This window comes from Pseudomonas sp. G3-19 (assembly GCF_054855875.1).
This window is the reverse complement of record NZ_JBMPIQ010000003.1, coordinates 2678630-2696324: the sequence shown is the minus strand read 5'-3', so window position 1 is coordinate 2696324 and position 17695 is coordinate 2678630. Positions and strand designations below refer to the sequence as shown.

Genomic DNA, 17695 nt, shown 5'->3' with positions numbered 1-17695 from the left:
GGACGCCTTCGCGAGCAAGCCCGCTCCCACAGGGGGATCGTGCACGCCACAAATCCAGTGTGGGAGCGGGCTTGCTCGCGAATGATCTAAAGACTTACGCCGCTTCCGCCGCCAACGCCGCGATCACGGTCGGCCGCTGCTCGACGCGCGCCTGAAACCGCGCCAGTGCCGGCCACTGCGCCAGTTCGATCCCGAACAACCCGGCCCAACGCAACACCACAAACAGCAACACATCCGCCACGCTGAAGCCGCTCGGCAACAGATACTCCTGCTGCTCCAGCACCCTGACCAACACCGCAAAACGCTTGAACAACTTCTCCTTGATCACCTCGGCCGGCAACCGCTCATCGAACAGCGCGCCGAGGCTGCCGTGGATCTCGCTCGAAATGAAATTCAGCCACTCCTGCAAACGCAGCCGTTCGAAACTGCCGGGCGCCGGCGCCAGCCCTGACTGTGGTTGAAGATCCGCCAGATATTGCAGGATCACCGGGCCTTCGGTCAGCACCGCGCCGTCGTCCAGTTGCAGGGCCGCGACGTAGCCCTTGGGATTGATCGCGAGAAAGTCTTCGCCGCTGGCCGTGCGCTTGCTGCGATTGTCGACGCGGATCAGCACGAAGGGCAGTTTCAGTTCGCGCAGCACAATGTGCGGCGCCAGTGAACAGGCTTGCGGGGCGTAATACAGCTTCATCGGCAGCTCTCTGGTGGGGATTTGGCGCCAGTGTCATAGTGCGCCGCACCTTCGGTAAAATTAATCTTTCAGAAAGCAGCCATAAGGACAGCTACTGCCATGATGAACCTGATGCATTGGCGGCTGGTGGTCGCCGTCGCCGATCACGGCAACATCACCCGCGCGGCCGAGCGGGTCGGCATGACCCAGTCCGGCGCGAGCCAGGCTTTGGCGTTGATGGAGGAAACCCTCGGCGTGCAACTGTTCAGCCGCGAAAGCCGACAGACCTTGCCCACCGCCATCGGCCTGCCGGTGATCGAGCAGGCGCGGCTGATGCTCGGCGCCCTAGAGACCATTCGCCAGACCGTCGACAGCGTGCGCCCGATGCTGCGCGGGACAATTCGTCTGGCGAGTTTTCCCATGGTGCTGGCGAGTTTTCTGCCGCCGCTGTTGCGCCAGTTCAATCGGCTGTATCCGGGGATCGAAGTGGTGGCGCTGGAGGTCAGCGACGACGAGGTGGAAACCTTGCTGGCGGCCGGTCTGGTGGATGTTGGTGTGGTGCTCAACCCGGCGCCCGAGCGCAATGCCGGGCCGTTGGGCCGTGATGAATGGGTGGCGGTCGTGCCGGCAGGGCACCCTTTGGCGCTGCGGGGGATCGAGCAGGGCGTCAGCCTGCAAGAACTGACGGCGCTGCCCTTTGTGCTGGCCACCGGCGGTTGCTCGACCAACGCCCGCAGCCTCGCCGCTGAAGCCGGGTTGCAGTTGCAGGACGTGCGGGTCGAGGTGCGCGAATGGAGCAGCGCCTTCACGTTGGTGCGGGAAAATCTCGGCGTGACCCTGGTGCCGGAAATGACCTTGCCGGCCGAGCGTCAGGGCTTGCGCGTGATTGCCTTGCAGCCACGTATCGAACGGGTGTTTTCGCTGGTGCTGCCTTCGGGGCAGACGCCGTCAGCGACGGTGCAGGCATTGCTGGATCTGGTGGCGGAGACGGCAGTCGCGACAGCTCGCTGAACCGTTTCTTGTGCAAAAAGTGCCAGATACTGGCCGACTAGTGGCCTTGCGCACGGCATGGCGCTGGCTATGCTAGCTGTAACTAACTATGTCGACCGTCATCTGTTAGCCGTGATTTCAACGCTGCCAGAGTGCGCAACCCAAGGCACCGGACACTGAACCAACAAGGAGCAGTTGTACATGGAAGTTTTCTGCACGTTAGGGCTGGCCCGCTGCTGGGCTATCAAGAGAAGGATGTCTTGATTAGAGCGTTGCTGCATGGACCCTCGGATTAAAACATCATTTATCACCTGACAACTTCCTCCCGTGGAGGAATGCGTGTGCCTGTTCTGTGGAACGTAGTGGTGGATGCTGAAAGACCTGACTTTCATCAAATCAAAAGACCGCGCGGAAGGTGATACAACCATGTTCAACCTACATCACAAGGCTGACCTGCAGGAAATCGAGCGTTTCAGCTGCGCCTTGACCGAAGCCAACGCCAAGCTCGAAGCGATCAGCCGTTCGATGGCGATGATCGAATTTACCCCCGAAGGCATTGTTCTGGATGCCAACGAAAACTTCTGCAAGACCATGGGTTATAGCGCCGAGGAAGTGCGCGGCAAACATCATCGTATCTTTTGCGAAGAAGCGTTTTACCGCAGCGAGGAGTACGCCAAATTGTGGCGCGACCTGGCCCGGGGTGAGCCGATCAGCGGCACGTTTCTGCGCTTGAACAAGTCCGGCAAGGAGATCTGGCTGGAAGCCAGTTACATGCCGGTGTACGGCCCGGACAAACAAGTCAAAAGTGTCATCAAAGTGGCCTCGGACATCACCGCCCGGGTCAACAAAGAGCACGAAGAAGAAAGCATGCTGGCGGCGATCAGCCGTTCGATGGCGGTGATCGAGTTCACCCCGGACGGCAACGCGATTACCGCCAACGACAACTTTCTGAAAACCATGCAGTACTCGCTCAACGAAATCGTTGGCCATCACCACAGCATGTTCTGTCACCGTTCCGAATCCGAGTCGGCGCAATACAAGGCATTCTGGGCATCGCTCAATCGCGGCGAATATCACTCGCACCGTTTCGAGCGCAAGAACAAGTCCGGACAGATGGTTTATCTCGAAGCCTCGTACAACCCGCTGTTCGACACCAAGGGCCGTTTGTACAAAGTGGTGAAGTTCGCCAGCGACATCACCCAGCAGATGACTACCTTGCAGAACGCCGCGGAATCGGCCCACAGCACCTCGGTACAAAACGACGCCTGCGCGCAAAAGGGCTCACAGGTGGTGCAGCAGACGGTGCAGATCATTCAGGACATTTCCCGCGACCTAAATGAGGCGGCGCTGAGCATCGATGCGGTCAGCAAGCAGTCGGACATCATCGGCACCATCGTCCAGACCATCCGCGGCATCGCCGACCAGACCAACCTGCTGGCGCTCAACGCGGCCATCGAAGCGGCGCGAGCCGGTGAACACGGACGCGGTTTTGCGGTGGTGGCGGACGAGGTGCGCAGTCTCGCGGCACGCACCAGTCAGGCGACCCTGGAGATTGTCGAAGTGGTACGCAAAAACCATGACCTGTCGCTGAGCGCGGTGTCGAGCATGCAGTCGAGCCTGAGCCGCACCGGGCTGGGTGTGGAACTGGCGAATGAGGCGGGGGAGGTGATTCTCGAAATTCAGCAAGGATCGCGGCATGTGGTGGATGCGATCGGGCAGTTCAATGCGACGTTGCAGCTGAACTGACACCCATCAACAACGGTAGGAGTGAGCCTGCTCGCGATTGCGGTGCGTCAGTCACTGGATAAGTAACTGATGTATCGCTATCGCGAGCAGGCTCACTCCTACATTGGTTCCTAAGCAACTTTCAGATCACAGCGCCGCGAGAAACTTGTCCGCCAGTTTGTCGCTGTCCTTGACGTCATTGACGTTGTCTTTTTCCGCTTGCGCCAGCTTCATCTTGTCCTGCAGACGCTCGGCGATCTCTTTGCCGATGGCCAGTTGTTTCTCCGGCGGCATGGCTTTGATGTCGTCTTCGGTGATGCCCATGCTCTGAAGGATACTGTCGCGCAGGCGCTGTTCCGGCGACTTGCTCATGTAGTCCTTGAACGCGTCGGTGGCCGAGGTCCCGGTGGTGGTGCCGGCCGCTGTGGCGTCGGTGGTTTGCAGGCCGACACGGGTCTTGGCGAAGGCTTCGTCGACGTTATCGCTGATGCGCGTGGCGGCGGCCACTTGCTGGGTGGCGATCTGCGTGGCCGAATCCTCAACCTTGGAGGTCGCGTCGGTCGCCTGCGACTGGGCCTGGTTCTGCAGCGATTGCAGCATGGCGCCGTGCAGGCCGCTTTGCAGACCGGCAGCGGCGGTCGTGGTCGCGTCATCCGCCAGCCGCTTGGGCAGGTGGATGAGCTGCTGCTGTTTGGCACTGACCAACATCATGATGGAGACCTTTGGATAATTGCTGACGGGCATATCCGAGCAATTAGCGTGCCTTTAAAGAAAGTTCTTTTGTTTCAACGTGCTAGTGATCTTGCATGTGCAACAAAGCGGTCATCCCTTGCCGTCGGGCGGCAGAGGATGACCGTGTAGCCTCAGCGGTGGGCAATGTTTTCCAGCGCCAGATTGCGCGTGCGCGGGCCGAACCAGCCGATGGTCAGCATCACGATCAGCATGCTGCTGACGATGAACGCGAGCACCCCGGGCGTGCCGAAGTTGTCGAGGAACAGCCCGATCAACAGGCTGCTGAACACCGTCGACAAGCGACTGAACGAATAACAGAAGCCCACCGCCCGGGCGCGGATGTTGGTCGGGAACAGTTCGCTCTGGTAAGAGTGATAACTGAAGCTCAGCCAGGCATTGCAGAAGGTGATCATCACCCCGCAGAAGATCAGGCCGAAGGCGCTGGTCTGCAACGCGAACAGAGTGCCGAAGGTCATCGCGCCGAGGGCTGAGCCGACGATCTGCCATTTGTTCTCGAAACGGTTGGCAAACTTCACGAACAGCAACGGCCCGAGCGGGTAGGCGAGGGTAATGATGAACGCGTACATCAGGCTGTGGGTGACGCTCACGCCCTGGCCGGACAGCAGCGCTGGCAGCCAGTTGCCGAAACCGAAGAAACCGATCGCCTGGAACACGTGAAACACGATCAGCATCAATGCCCGGCGCCGATATGGCGGCTGCCAGATGTCGGCGAAGCGACCCTTGCCTTCGACATCCACCGCGACGGCTTCGGGGGCATCCAGCGGTTGGCGGTGATCCTTCTCGCAGCGGGCTTCGATGTCGTCGAGAATCCTGTTCGCTTCATCGAAACGCCCATGCTGCGCCAGCCAGCGTGGCGACTCCGGCAGACGCTTGCGCAGCCACCAGATGAACAGCGCAAACACCGCACTCGCCAACACCACCCAACGCCAGCCGGACACACCGAACGGCGCCTGCGGCACCAGCCACCAGGACATGAGTGCCACCGCCGGCACCGAGAGAAACTGCACGAAAAAGGCGAAGGCAAACGCCGAACTGCGCATGCGTTTGGGCACCAGTTCCGAGAGGTAGGCGTCGATGGTCACCAGCTCGATACCGAGGCCGATGCCCACCAGAAAGCGCATGCAGATGATCCCCAACGCCGAGCTTTGAATGCCCATCAGCACCGTGGCCACGGTGTACCAGACCAGCGCAAAGGTGAAGATCGCGCGACGGCCGAATCGATCGGCCAACGGGCTGAGCAGGCTCGCGCCGAGGAACAGGCCGAGGAAGGTCGCCGACGCGAACGCTGCCTGATCGGAGAAGCCGAACACGCCCTGATTGCCGGTGGCGAAGATCCCGTCACGGATCAGCCCCGGACTGATGTAGGCGGTCTGGAACAAATCGTAGAGTTCGAAGAAACCACCAATCGACAACAGCGCCACCAGTCGCCAGATGGTGGCGACGGAGGGCAGGCGGTCGATGCGGGCGGAAATCTCGGCGGCGCGTATCGGGTCGATGCCGTCGCTTTGCGCGGCGGCGGGGGCGTGAGCAGTCATCTGCGGATCCATTTTTTATTGATGGAAAAGATTAGCCTGCTATCGGAGTTCGCGGATTGTGAATTTCGGCGGTTAGCCCCGGAGAACCGCCGATTTCTTGCAATAACTGCTTACCAATTAACGATTTATGCCGCAGCGGTCGAATCGGGCAGCGCCGAGGCCGGCAAGCCGAAGACGCGATCGAACAGCCAGTTGAAGGCAAACGTGTAGCACGGGATGAAGATGATCAGTGCCAGATCCAGCAGGAATGCCTGCACCAGACTGATGTTCATCCACCAGGCGATCAGCGGAATCAGGAACACGATCAGCGTCAGTTGAAAACCCACGGCGTGGGCGATTCGCCGTTTGACCGTGCGGGTGCGCGACTTCTGGCGGCTTTCCCAGTGCTCGAACAGCGAGGTGTAGATGAAATTCCAGGTCACCGCGATGGTAGTAATGATCACTGCCAGCGGGCCTGTGCTGCCGGGCGACGTGCCGGACAACAGCGCCAGGCCGAGGGCGGAGAAGGTCATGCCGATCACTTCATAAAGCGACACGTAGACCAGTTTGCGTTTGACGCCTTGCATGGGGATTTGCCTCTTTCTTGCAACGTGTTGGCCAGCGAGACTGGCGAAGACGGCGAAAGATAGCTTCAATAGGCGTGACAGAAAAAGTCAGTAGCTTTCAGTTTTGGTGATAGGTAGATGAAGTGAATTTCAACAGCGACAGCATCGAACTGTTCCTCGCCGTGATTGAGCGCGGCTCCTTCTCTGCAGCCGCCCGCGCTTTGGGCCGGGTACCTTCCGCGGTCAGCATGGGCATCGGCAACCTTGAGGCGGAGCTTGGCTATGCCTTGTTCGATCGCAGCCACCGCGAACCGCAGCCGACAGCGATGGCGCTGTCACTGGTGCCCCACGCGCGGCTGATTGCCGAGCAGCTTAAGCAACTGCAGGTGCACGCGGTGGAGTTGTCCCTGGGGCTGGAGAGCAAGCTGTCGATTGGCGTGGTGGCGGACATCGACCGGCGCCGCTTGCTCGCCGCGATCAAGGTGATTGCCGAGCGTCATCCGTTGCTCGACATTGAGGTACTGACCGCGCCGCAGGACGATGTGCTGGCGATGCTGCACAGTGGCCGCGTCAGCGTGTGTCTGGCGTTTGCCGGGTTGAGCATGAACGTGCTGGAGCGTTTTCAGTTTGTCGGCAGCGAACGGATGATCGCCACGCTCGCGGCGGACAGTCCGTTGTTGCAGGGGCAGGATCTGTTTCTCGAAGACCTGGTGCATGTGCGGCAGATCTTCGTCGCCAGTCGCGACTTGCCGATCAGCGAAACCCGGCCGCTGGTGGCCGAATCGCATTGGCGCACCGACACCCTGGAGACTGCGCTGGAGATGGTCGAGGCAGGGCTGGGCTGGGGCAATTTCCCGTTGTCGGTGGTGCAGCCGTGGCTGGACAGCGGGCGCTTGAAGCGACTGAATTTTCGCAACATCGAAAACGGCCTGGTACTGCCGGTGCACGCGGTGTGGCTCAAGAGCCAGCCGCTGCAGAAGGGCGCGCTGGCGCTCGTCGAACTGCTCAGCCACTGAGCCCAACACAGATCTCCTGTGGGAGCGGGCTTGCTCGCGAAGGCGGTGTGTCAGAAAAGTATGTGCTGACTGATCCACCGCTTTCGCGAGCAAGCCCGCTCCCACAGGATTTTGCAGTGTGCAGGCGATCCTTGTAGGAGGTTTCAGGTACTCTCGCGAATCTTCAATTCAAAACCCATATCCTCAACCGGTCGCGCCACGCTGTTGCCCGCCATCAACGTCAACATCTGCTCCGCCGCACGCCGGCCGATCGCCTCGCGTGGGGTGTTGATGCTGCTCAGGCGCGGCACCATGTGTTCGGACATCGGCAAGTCGTTGAAGCCGAGAATCGCCACCTGCTCGGGGATCTTGATCCCGTTGCGCAGCGCCTCCAGCAGCGCACCCTGCGCCAGGTCGTCGTTACCAAAGAAGATCGCATCCACATCCGGATGCGCCGCCAGCAGTTGCAGGAACAGTTCACCGCCCAGGCCCACGGACGAGGAGCGCGGGGTCAGCACTTCCAGATCCGGGTCGTAGCGCCCGGCCTTTTGCAGGGCTTTGCGGAAACCTTCACCGCGCAACAAGGTGCGCTGATCGAGTTGCGCACCGATGTAGGCCAGACGCTTGCGACCGCGCGAGAGCAAATGTTCGGCAGCGGTTTCGCCGGCATTGAGCTGCGAGAAACCCACACAATTCACGCCGGCAGCGCTGTCCAGTTCCATCATGTACACGCAGGGAATATTGCTGGCCTCGATTATCCGCCGCGAACTTTCCGTGCGATCAAACCCGGTCAGCAGCAAACCACGCGGCTGATAAGCCATGTAGTTGCGCAGCAGGTTTTCTTCTTCATCGCGTGAGTAGTGGAAGTTGCCGATCAGTACTTCGAAGCCCTTGGGCGTGAGTACCCGATGAATGGCTTCCAGCGTATCGATGAACAACAGGTTGGACAGCGACGGCACCAGGACCACCACCGAATGGCTCTGCGCCGAGGCCAATGCGCGGGCGGCAGGGTTGACCACGTAGTTGAGTTCGAGCGCGGCTTTCTGCACTTTTTCCACCAGTTCGGTGGCCACGGTGCTGACCCCGCGCAGGGCACGGGAGGCGGTAATCGGGCTCACGCCGGCGAGGCGGGCAACTTCATTAAGGGTGGGACGGCCGGTGGTGCGAGTGTTTTTATCGTTTTTAGGGGTGGTCATCGGGCGGCTTGCCAAACAAAAATCAAGGCACTAAGGTAGCGCTGTCCTGATGCAGCTGCAAATGCGTAAGCGAGGTCCTGCCTGATCTCGCTTTTTGGCGTTGGGGCGCAAACCTGCTGCAACCCAAAAAAACGACAAGAAGGCGTCGGCAACTTCTGCCTGTGCACTAGAGTCATAGCTAGCAAAGGTAGCGCTGTCTGCGCGCTGAGGTGTTATATGAGTCATCCCATCACCGCCCTGGTCATCATGGGCGTTGCCGGTTGCGGCAAGACGTGCGTCAGCGAGGCCCTGTGCCAATTGAGCGGCGCCACTGCCATTGAAGGCGATACTTTTCATCCGGCCGCCAACATCGAAAAGATGAGCGCGGGGATCCCCCTGAACGACGACGACCGTGCCGGCTGGCTCGACAGCCTGTGCGATGAACTGCGTCGCGTCGATGCATCGGGTAAACGCCCGGTGCTGACCTGCTCTGCCCTTAAACACAGTTATCGCGAAGTGCTACGCAGTGCCTTGCCGGGCCTGGGCTTCGTGTTTCTTGAGCTGACCCCTGAAGTCGCCGCCGACCGTGTGTCCCATCGTCCGGGCCACTTTATGCCGGCAACGTTGATCGAAAGCCAGTTCGCCACCCTCGAATCGCCGGTAGGTGAGCCGTTGACCCTGGCGCTGAATGCTTCGATCCACAGCGTTGAAGAACTGGCGGCCCAGGCGCACGTCTGGTGGCAGGCCCACGGTTTGAAACAGGCGGTATGAGTGTGTTGAAAGAGCTAGCGCTGTCCTCACGAATTCTGTTTAACCCGCTTTAATAACAACAACAAGCCAGGAGACACCCCCAATGTTTGGCATGTCCCACGACGCCTACCTGCTGCTCGATGCAGTGGTCACGGTAATCGGCCTGATTATCCTGATCACCAAATTCAAGATTCACCCCTTTATCTCGCTGACCATCGCGGCCGCGTTCCTCGGCCTGACGTCCGGCATGCCGATCGGCACCATCATCAAGGCGTTCCAGGACGGCTTCGGTGGCGTGCTCGGTTTCGTCGGCATCATCCTCGCGCTGGGCACCATGCTCGGCAAAATGATGGCCGAATCCGGTGGTGCCGATCAGATCGCGCAGACCCTGATCCGCGCCTTCGGCAAGGACAAAGTGCAGTGGGCAATGATGTTCGCCGCGTTCCTCGTCGGTATCCCGCTGTTCTTCGAAATCGGCTTCGTGCTGCTGATTCCGCTGGTGTTCATCGTTGCCCGCCGCACCGGTGTGTCGATCATCAAGATCGGTATCCCGCTGCTCGCCGGTCTGTCCGCGGTACACGGTCTGGTGCCGCCACACCCGGGCCCGCTGCTGGCGATCGGCGTGTTCGGCGCCGACATCGGCAAGACCATCCTCTACGGTCTGATCGTTGCGCTGCCGACGGCAATCATTGCCGGTCCGATCTTCGGTACCTTCATCGCCAAGCACATTCCCGGCACGCCGAATCAGGAGCTGGTCGATCAACTGGCCCGTGAAAGCGACGACTCAACCAAGTTGCCGAGCTTCAGCATCACCCTGATCACCGTGCTGCTGCCGGTGTTCCTGATGCTGCTGAAAACCTTCGCTGACGTGGCGCTGCCGGACGGTCACTTCTTCCGCACCTGGATGGACATGATCGGTCACCCGATCTCGGCGCTGCTGCTGGCGTTGCTGCTGTCGCTGTACACCTTCGGTCACAAGCAGGGCATCGGTTCGCAGCAGATGCTCAAGTGGCTGGACGCGAGCCTGGCGCCGACCGCCGCGATCATCCTGATCATCGGTGCCGGTGGTGGCTTCAAGCAGATGCTGGTGACCAGTGGTGTGGGCGACGTGATCGGCCACATGGCAGTCAGCGCGCAGATCTCGCCGATCCTGCTGGCGTGGCTGGTGGCGGCGGTGATTCGTATTGCTACCGGTTCGGCCACCGTGGCGACTATCACTGGCGCGGGCATCGTGGTGCCGGTGGTGGGGATGATCCCGGGCGTCAACCGTGAGCTGCTGGTGCTGGCCACCGGTGCTGGTTCGTTGATTCTGTCCCACGTGAACGACGCCGGTTTCTGGCTGGTGAAGCAGTACTTCAACATGACCGTGGCCGAAACCTTCAAGACCTGGACCGCGATGGAAACCATCCTGTCGGTGGTGGGCCTGGGCTTTATCCTGCTGTTGTCGCTGTTCGTGTAAGCGATCACACAGACACAAAAAAACCGCAGCGATGCGGTTTTTTTGTGGGCGACGATATCAGGATGAATGCATTACCCCTGTGGGAGCGGGCTTGCTCGCGAAAGCGGTGTATCAGTCGCTGAAAATGTTGACTGACACGACGCCTTCGCGAGCAAGCCCGCTCCCACAGGGGGGGAGGTGTCAGGCAGTGGTTTTCGGGGCCAGGCCATCCGCCCGGAACATCCCGCGAATCCCGCGCACCGCCTGACGAATCCGGTCCTGGTTCTCGATCAGCGCGAAGCGCACGTGATCATCGCCATACTCACCAAAACCCACCCCCGGCGAGACGCAGACCTTGGCCTCGGCCAGCAGCTTCTTGGCGAATTCCAGCGAACCGAGGTGCGCATAAGCCTCGGGAATCTTCGCCCAGACGTACATCGACGCTTTCGGATTCTCGACCATCCAGCCCAGTTCATGCAGGCCTTTGACCAGCACGTTGCGGCGCTGGCGATACTGCTCGGCGATGTCGCGCACGCATTGCTGATCGCCTTCCAGCGCGGCAATCGCCGCCACTTGCAGCGGAGTGAAGGTGCCGTAGTCGTGGTAGCTCTTGATCCGCGCCAGGGCGTTGACCAGCTCCGGGTTGCCGACCATGAAACCGATGCGCCAGCCAGCCATGTTGTAGCTCTTGGACAGGGTGAAAAACTCCACCGCGATGTCCTTGGCGCCGGGCACCTGCATGATCGACGGGGCTTTCCAGCCGTCGTAGGCGATATCGGCGTACGCCAGGTCGTGAATCACCAGCACGTCGTACTGCTTGGCGAGGGCGATCACCCGTTCGAAGAAATCCAGCTCCACGCACTGCGCGGTGGGGTTGGACGGGAAACCGAGGATCATCATCTTCGGCTTGGGGATCGAACCGCGAATCGCCCGCTCCAGTTCATCGAAGAAGTCCACACCCGGCACCAGCGGTACCGAACGCACCTGGGCGCCGGCAATCACTGCGCCGTAGATGTGAATCGGGTAGCTCGGGTTCGGCACCAGCACCGTGTCGCCCTGATCCAGGGTCGCCAGCATCAAATGCGCCAGGCCTTCCTTGGAACCGATGGTGACGATGGCTTCGCTTTCCGGGTCGATGTCGACCGCGTAGCGTTGCTTGTACCAGTTGGAAATCGCCCGACGCAGGCGCGGAATGCCCTTGGACGTGGAGTAACCGTGGGTGTCTTCACGTTGGGCAACTTGTACGAGTTTTTCGACGATGTGCGGCGGTGTGGCCCCGTCGGGGTTGCCCATGCTCAAGTCGATGATGTCTTCACCACGACGCCGCGCGGCCATCTTCAGCTCGGCGGTGATGTTGAAAACGTAAGGGGGGAGTCGATCTATGCGCGCAAAGCGGCGCGGCGAACCTTGTTCAGCCATTGTTGCCTCGGATAACGTAAGCGCCCGGAACCGTCCGAGCGACGCTGGTCACTGCGGTGACCTGTGGCGGAAGATAAGGGCAGCGGTGGCAGACTGTCCAGCGTGCACGACAATAATTTTTTCCAAGGAAATGCTTAATGGAATTCACCAGCGGCTTCTTGCTGAGCCTTTCGCTGTGCCTGGACATCGGCGTAGCCAACATCGCAATGATCACCCTGGCGATGCAGCGCGGTTACTTTCAGGGCTTCGCGCTGGGCCTCGGCACTTGCGTCGGCGACCTGATCTACGCAGTGCTGGCGCTGGCCGGGATGACCGTGCTGCTGCAGTACGAAAGCGTGCGCTGGGTGCTGTGGATCGGCGGGTCGGTGCTGCTGATCTACTTCGCGGCGAAGATGATCTATTCGGCGATCCATCACGAAGCGCAGTTGGCAGCGACCGCGGAGGTCGGGCAGAACTCGCATCGCAAGGAGTTCTTCCGAGGGATCTTCCTCGCCATGTCCTCGCCCAGCGCGATCCTGTGGTTCGCCGCGGTTGGCGGCACCCTGATCGCCCGCTCCGGTGGCGGCGGCCCGCTCAGCTCGGCGCTGTTTCTCGGCGGTTTTCTCTGCGCCGGCCTGCTGTGGTCGGCCGGTCTGTGCTTTGCCGCAAGCCACGGCGGCAAGTTGCTCGGCGACAAGCTGTTGCGCTACTCCTACATGGCATCGGCGGCGATCTTCTGCTATTTCGCGGTTTACGTGATCGTATCCGGTTATAACGAGTTCGTTGGCTCCGGCGCTGCCGACCAGTTGCACGCCTTGTGACATTGCGAATCGGGTTTGGCTTCTATACTCAGCAGCCGAACCCCTAATTTTGTTCCAGGAGTCGAGTCATGGATGAGCAAAAACGCGTCGAAGTGGCGGAACCTCGCTTCGAACATGGACACTTCCTGCTGATCGCGGGATTTCGTGGTCGATTTACCCAGGACACGGCCAAGGACATCCCCGCGCTGTGGGAAAAGTTCTTGCCGCACCTGGGAAAGATACAGGGACAAAAAAACGAAGTGACCTACGGCGTCTGCAGCAATTTCGACGGCAAGGGTGGCTTCGATTACATCGCCGGGGTAGAAATCAGCAAGCTCGATGACCTCGACCAGAAGGTCTACCAGTGGGTCGAAGTGCTGCCCCGGCAGTACGCGGTGTTCGAGCACAAGGGACCGCTCGACCAGTTGCCGCAAACCCTGCAATACATCTACAAGACCTGGCTGCCGACCTCTCACTACGTGGAACTGAATGCCCCGGAACTGGAACGCTACAGCGCCGATTTCAATCCGCGACTGCACACCGGCAAACTGGAAATCTGCGTGCCGGTCGACAGCAAAACCTGAGTCCATGACGATGAGGCGGATCACTGATCCGCCTCATGTTGTTCAACCGCGCTTGCCCTTGCCCAGCCGTCGCGCCCGCAACAGGTCGATACCCAAGGTGATAAAGCCGAACGTACTGATGCCCAACACCATCAACAAGCCGATTTCAACGCTGCTCATAAGCGGTTACCCCCAAGGGTGATCAGAGACACAGCGCAGGAATAGCCCGTCAGCGGCACGAAGAAAAGCGCTTATACGCAGGCTTTACGCCCCCCGCGCGGATCGATATGAACACCTTATTCCTTTATGCTTTGCGCACTTTTCTCCGCTGATTTTCGAGCTGCCATGAACACCGTCATCCGCAACGTCACCGCCGCCGACCTGGATCGCTGCTACGCCATCGAAACCGTTGCCTACGAAGGCGATGAAGCCGCCACTCGCGAGAAGATCGCCACGCGCATCGCCACCTGGCCTGAGGGTTTCATCGTCGCCGAGGTGGATGGGGTGGTCGCCGGGTTCATCAACTCGGGTGCGGCGTTTGATGTGCAAATGTCCGACGAGGCGTTCAAGGAGCTGATCGGTCACGACCCGCAAGGGCCGAACGTGGTGATCATGTCGGTGGTGGTGCACCCGGACTATCAGGGGCAGGGCCTGGCCAAGCGCTTGATGGCCGAGTTCATCGAGCGCATGCGCGGGATGGACAAGGCGACGATTCATCTGATGTGCAAGGAGAAGCACATTGCGCTGTATGCCGGGTTCGGCTTTGCCTACATCAAACCGTCGGAGTCCGACCATGGCGGGATGGCGTGGCACGAGATGATTCTGACCCTCTGAAAATCGCTGCAAGCCCAAATGTGGGAGCGGGCTTGCTCGCGAAGGCGGTGTGTCAGTTGCCAATGATTTATCTGAAACGACGCCTTCGCGGGCAAGCCCGCTCCCACAGGGGAGCAGTGGTGACTCGTTGATAGGTGTCAGTAGAGAGTGTCGCTTACTCTTTTCGGTGCTTCGCGGTCGTAAGTCTCGGCGTCAAACTGCCCGTCATTCAGGCGCTTGTGGAAGGCGCCGGCAGAGGGCAGGGCCGAGCGCGGCAGGTGGGTTTCCGGGTTCCACGCATCTGAACGCACAAAGGCTTTCGAGCAGTGGAAAAACGCCGCCTCTACCGTCACCAGCAACACCGTTTTCGCCGGTTTGCCGTTCACCGCAAAGCTTTCCAGCAGCTCAGGATCGGCGCTGATGGTCGCGGTGCCATTGACCCGCAAGGTCTCGCCGATCCCCGGAATGATGAACAGCAGCGACACCCGTGGATCGTGCAGCACATTGCGCAGGGTATCGATGCGGTTGTTGCCCGGGCGGTCCGGCAGGGCCAGGGTGTTTTGGTCAATGATCCGCACGAACCCGGCTTTGTCACCGCGTGGCGAATTGTCGAGACCGTCGGCGCCCACCGAGCTGACGATCACCAGCGGCGACAGGCGCACCATCGCCTGATAATCCTCGTTGAGAAAACCGATCTGCTTGCGCACCGCGCGGTCGTGGGGCAGGCCGTAAATAGCTTCCAGTGCTTCGATTGAATCGATCATCGTGCATCCCTCGATGACTTAGAAAAACAGTCCCATACGCCGCTCGTAACCGACCCGGCCCTTGTACGCTTCGCCGCTGTCGACGAAACCGTGTTTGGCGTACAGCGCGATGGCGGCATCGTTATCGGCATCCACCGACAGTTCCAGCCCCTTGATCTCCGGCCATGCTTCACGCGCCACCTCGGGCAGCGCCTGCAGGCAAGCCTTGCCGTAACCTTTGCCCTGCGCCCGGTGATCGACCTGCAAGGCGTGCAGGGTGGCGCTGTGTTCATCGGCCCAGTCCGGCAACACCGGTGGGCGCTTGAGCAGCAGAAAAGCCACCGGCACCTGATCGGCCAGCAGCGCGAAACCTTTGACGCCGGGGCCGGGTCTGGACAGCAGCGTGTGCAACGCGCCGTGAATGTCGCCGGAAAATTTGATCTGCTCGGGATGGATTTCAATCGCCTCGACCTGCTGACGCTGCAAGGCGTTCAGGCTGTCGTACGGCACGAGTTGGGCTGACACGGGAATTTCCTTTTTCCTACAAAGATGAGCCTCGGATTCTAGCGATTTTGTGTTCGGCGGAAATTTTTTGTTTCGTCTGTCGATCCGCCCGATAGCCGAACGACTAAGGGTGTCTTCAGCACAAAAACCACGGAGAACACCATGAGCGCACAGACTGAAATCCAGACCCTGATCAATACCTACCGCGACGCGGTAATGACCAAGAACGTCGACAAGGTCATGACGTTGTACACCGACGACATCGTCTCCTTCGATGCGATCAAGGCCCTGCAATTCAAGGGCAAAGCGGCCTACCGTGCACATTGGGAAGCCTGCATGGAAATGTGTTCCGGCCCGCACGTTTTCGAGTTTCACGAGATCGCCATCGAGACCGCCGACAACCTCGCCTTCGCCCATTGGGTAACGCATTGCGGCGGCACCAACGACAAGGGCGAAACCCAGAGCTGCTGGATGCGCGCCACCGCGTGCTATCGGCAGGTCGGCGGGACGTGGAAGATCGCTCACGAGCACTGGTCGGCACCGTTCGATCCGATGAGCGGCAGCACGCTGTTCGATGTGCAACCCTGATCTTCAGCCATAGTTGATCCGTTCGAATCAGGAGAAAACCATGAAGTATTTATGCCTGGTCTACAGCGATGAGCGCCTGCTGCACAACTCGCCCGACAGCCCGGAAGACGCCGAGTGCTGGGCGTATGCCGAGTCGATTCAGGGCAGCGGGCGGATGGTTGCGGCCGAAGCGCTGGAGTCGGTGCAGGCCGCAACCACCGTCCGGATGCGCAACGGCAAGCTGTCGATCACCGACGGCCCGTTCGCTGAAACCAAGGAGCAACTGGCCGGTTTCTACCTGATCGATGCCAAGGATCTCAACGAAGCGATTCAGGTCGCCGGCAATATTCCGGCGGCCCGGGTCGGCAGCGTTGAAGTGCGTCCGGTGCGGCAGTTGAATGTCTGAAGTCCGGGCGCGGGTCGAGCAGGTCTATCGCGAAGACTCGCGGCGGATTCTGGCGACCCTGATTCGTCTGCTCGGCGATTTCGACCTCGCCGAAGAAGCCTTGCACGAGGCGTTCTTCGTCGCGGTCGAGCGCTGGCAGCGCGACGGTGTGCCGGACAATCCGCGTACCTGGCTGGTGTCCACCGGGCGCTTCAAGGCCATCGATGTATTGCGCCGCCGCGCCCGCTTCAAGGCCTCGCAGCCGCTGTTGCTGGCGCAGCTCGAAGAATTGGAACAGGCCGACTGGAGTGGCGAAGACGTGGAAGACGACCGCCTGCGGCTGATCTTCACCTGCTGTCACCCGGCGCTGGCGGCGGATGCGCAAGTGCCGCTGACCCTGCGTGAAGTCTGCGACCTGACCACCGAGGAAATCGCCCGCGCGTTTCTCTCGGCACCGGCGGCGATTGCCCAGCGCATCGTCCGTGCCAAAGCGAAGATTCGCGATGCAAAAATCCCTTATCAAGTCCCCAGCCTGAGCGAACTGCCCGAGCGCCTCGACAGCGTGTTGCGGGTGATTTATCTGGTGTTCAACGAAGGCTATTCGGCATCGATGGGCGCCGAGCTGACCCGTGAGGATCTGACCCGCGAGGCGATTCGGCTTGGGCGGTTGCTGATGGAGTTGCTGCCGGAACCGGAGGTCATGGGCCTGCTGGCGTTGATGCTGTTGCACGAATCACGTCGGCCGGCGCGCACTTCGCCCAGTGGTGAACTGGTGCTGCTGGATGACCAGGATCGCTCGCGCTGGGATGCCGGGTTGATTGCTGAAGGTTGTGCGCTGGTGGAGCGGGCGCTGACCACCCGAAGGTTCGGGCCGTATTGCCTGCAAGCGGCGATCGCCGCGGTGCATGCCGAAGCGCCGTCAGCGGCAGAAACCGATTGGCAGCAGATCGTCGGGCTGTATGACGTGCTGTTGCGGGCGGTGCCGTCGCCGGTGATCGAGTTGAACCGCGCGGTGGCAGTGGCCAAGCGCGATGGGGCGCTGGCCGGGCTGACGCTGATCGAGGGGATTCTGGATCGCGGTGAGTTGCAGGATTACCACCTGGCGCATTCGGCGCGGGCGGAGTTTTGTCGGCAGTTGGGCCGGGTGGAGCAGGCGCGGGCGGCGTATCGGCGAGCACTGGAACTGACCCGGCAAGAGCCGGAGCGGCGGTTTATCGAGGGGCGGCTGAGCGAACTGGATTGATCCCAGGAATTCATTGGCAGTGCCGGCCCCTTCGCGAGCAAGCCCGCTCCCACAGGCGATCGCATTCCAACTGTGGGAGCGAGCTTGCTCGGCGAATGGGCGCGCC

The 17695-nt window shown here is 60.6% G+C and carries 19 protein-coding genes and 1 pseudogene; 12 read left to right on the top strand and 8 right to left on the bottom strand.

Annotated features, from left to right (window positions below; translation table 11 throughout):
- Positions 1-94: 94 nt before the first annotated feature.
- Positions 95-688: a glutathione transferase GstA gene (gene gstA / locus ACOYXI_RS12445; RefSeq protein ID WP_461674898.1), complete on the bottom strand. Its 594-nt coding sequence runs from the start codon at positions 686-688 to the stop codon at positions 95-97.
- Positions 689-787: 99 nt separating this feature from the next.
- On the opposite strand from gstA, the gene ACOYXI_RS12440 reads away from it, so the two are divergent.
- The 3 genes and pseudogenes from ACOYXI_RS12440 (at position 788) to ACOYXI_RS12430 (ending at position 3403) form a co-directional block, all read left to right on the top strand.
- Complete coding sequence (locus ACOYXI_RS12440) at positions 788-1678, top strand: LysR family transcriptional regulator (protein ID WP_139054347.1); 891 nt, start codon at positions 788-790, stop codon at positions 1676-1678.
- Positions 1679-2026: 348 nt separating this feature from the next.
- A pseudogene (locus ACOYXI_RS12435) lies at positions 2027-2860 on the top strand (PAS domain-containing protein); the annotation flags it as partial.
- Positions 2861-2863: 3 nt separating this feature from the next.
- Complete coding sequence (locus ACOYXI_RS12430; protein ID WP_256214240.1) at positions 2864-3403, top strand: methyl-accepting chemotaxis protein; 540 nt, start codon at positions 2864-2866, stop codon at positions 3401-3403.
- Positions 3404-3529: 126 nt separating this feature from the next.
- Here the strand turns inward: ACOYXI_RS12430 and ACOYXI_RS12425 are convergent, their stop codons facing one another.
- From ACOYXI_RS12425 to ACOYXI_RS12415, 3 genes are all read right to left on the bottom strand, one after another.
- Complete coding sequence (locus ACOYXI_RS12425) at positions 3530-4090, bottom strand: hypothetical protein (protein ID WP_097086278.1); 561 nt, start codon at positions 4088-4090, stop codon at positions 3530-3532.
- A 155-nt stretch (positions 4091-4245) separates the two neighbouring features.
- Positions 4246-5670 carry an MFS transporter gene (locus ACOYXI_RS12420; RefSeq protein ID WP_461674897.1) on the bottom strand — a complete coding sequence of 475 codons (1425 nt, stop codon included), beginning with the start codon at positions 5668-5670 and terminating at the stop codon, positions 4246-4248.
- Positions 5671-5795: 125 nt separating this feature from the next.
- Entirely contained in the window at positions 5796-6236 is a 441-nt protein-coding gene (locus ACOYXI_RS12415) for a PACE efflux transporter (protein WP_202368821.1), read from the bottom strand.
- Between the two features lie 122 nt (positions 6237-6358).
- Here ACOYXI_RS12415 and ACOYXI_RS12410 point away from each other — a divergent pair, with 122 nt between their 5' ends.
- Positions 6359-7231 (top strand): LysR family transcriptional regulator, encoded by an 873-nt coding sequence (locus ACOYXI_RS12410; RefSeq protein WP_134787159.1) that lies wholly within the window; start codon positions 6359-6361, stop codon positions 7229-7231.
- A 143-nt stretch (positions 7232-7374) separates the two neighbouring features.
- Here the strand turns inward: ACOYXI_RS12410 and gntR are convergent, their stop codons facing one another.
- On the bottom strand, positions 7375-8406 hold the full coding sequence (gene gntR, locus ACOYXI_RS12405) for an HTH-type transcriptional regulator GntR (protein ID WP_461674896.1): 1032 nt from the start codon (positions 8404-8406) through the stop codon (positions 7375-7377).
- Between the two features lie 216 nt (positions 8407-8622).
- On the opposite strand from gntR, the gene ACOYXI_RS12400 reads away from it, so the two are divergent.
- Both ACOYXI_RS12400 and ACOYXI_RS12395 read left to right on the top strand, forming a co-directional pair.
- Positions 8623-9156 carry a gluconokinase gene (locus ACOYXI_RS12400; RefSeq protein WP_027612589.1) on the top strand — a complete coding sequence of 178 codons (534 nt, stop codon included), beginning with the start codon at positions 8623-8625 and terminating at the stop codon, positions 9154-9156.
- Between the two features lie 82 nt (positions 9157-9238).
- Entirely contained in the window at positions 9239-10594 is a 1356-nt protein-coding gene (locus ACOYXI_RS12395) for a GntP family permease (protein ID WP_097085886.1), read from the top strand.
- A gap of 180 nt (positions 10595-10774) precedes the next feature.
- On the opposite strand, the gene alaC is transcribed toward ACOYXI_RS12395, so the two are convergent.
- Complete coding sequence (gene alaC / locus ACOYXI_RS12390; RefSeq protein WP_461674895.1) at positions 10775-11992, bottom strand: alanine transaminase; 1218 nt, start codon at positions 11990-11992, stop codon at positions 10775-10777.
- Between the two features lie 137 nt (positions 11993-12129).
- Between alaC and ACOYXI_RS12385 the strand changes: the two genes are divergently transcribed.
- The 3 genes from ACOYXI_RS12385 to ACOYXI_RS12375 all read left to right on the top strand — a co-directional run bounded on the left by ACOYXI_RS12385 (position 12130) and on the right by ACOYXI_RS12375 (position 14168).
- Positions 12130-12792, top strand: a complete 663-nt coding sequence (locus ACOYXI_RS12385; RefSeq protein WP_210558846.1) for a LysE family translocator — start codon at positions 12130-12132, stop codon at positions 12790-12792.
- Between the two features lie 68 nt (positions 12793-12860).
- Positions 12861-13355 (top strand): GyrI-like domain-containing protein, encoded by a 495-nt coding sequence (locus ACOYXI_RS12380; protein ID WP_134787157.1) that lies wholly within the window; start codon positions 12861-12863, stop codon positions 13353-13355.
- A 324-nt stretch (positions 13356-13679) separates the two neighbouring features.
- Positions 13680-14168: a GNAT family N-acetyltransferase gene (locus ACOYXI_RS12375; RefSeq protein ID WP_098965213.1), complete on the top strand. Its 489-nt coding sequence runs from the start codon at positions 13680-13682 to the stop codon at positions 14166-14168.
- Between the two features lie 137 nt (positions 14169-14305).
- On the opposite strand, the gene ACOYXI_RS12370 is transcribed toward ACOYXI_RS12375, so the two are convergent.
- Entirely contained in the window at positions 14306-14911 is a 606-nt protein-coding gene (locus ACOYXI_RS12370; RefSeq protein ID WP_095137084.1) for a pyridoxamine 5'-phosphate oxidase family protein, read from the bottom strand.
- An 18-nt stretch (positions 14912-14929) separates the two neighbouring features.
- Positions 14930-15415, bottom strand: coding sequence for a GNAT family N-acetyltransferase (locus ACOYXI_RS12365; RefSeq protein ID WP_098965211.1), 486 nt, complete (start codon positions 15413-15415; stop codon positions 14930-14932).
- A gap of 141 nt (positions 15416-15556) precedes the next feature.
- Between ACOYXI_RS12365 and ACOYXI_RS12360 the strand changes: the two genes are divergently transcribed.
- The 3 genes from ACOYXI_RS12360 to ACOYXI_RS12350 are packed head-to-tail and all read left to right on the top strand — an operon-like array spanning position 15557 to position 17589.
- Positions 15557-15982, top strand: coding sequence for a YybH family protein (locus ACOYXI_RS12360; protein ID WP_027612596.1), 426 nt, complete (start codon positions 15557-15559; stop codon positions 15980-15982).
- A 40-nt stretch (positions 15983-16022) separates the two neighbouring features.
- A complete protein-coding gene (locus ACOYXI_RS12355; RefSeq protein ID WP_461674894.1) occupies positions 16023-16367 on the top strand; it encodes a YciI family protein in 345 nt (114 codons plus the stop codon).
- Positions 16360-17589, top strand: coding sequence for an RNA polymerase sigma factor (locus ACOYXI_RS12350; RefSeq protein WP_134787153.1), 1230 nt, complete (start codon positions 16360-16362; stop codon positions 17587-17589). Before ACOYXI_RS12355 ends, ACOYXI_RS12350 begins: the two co-directional genes overlap by 8 nt.
- The last annotated feature ends 106 nt before the right edge of the window (positions 17590-17695 follow it).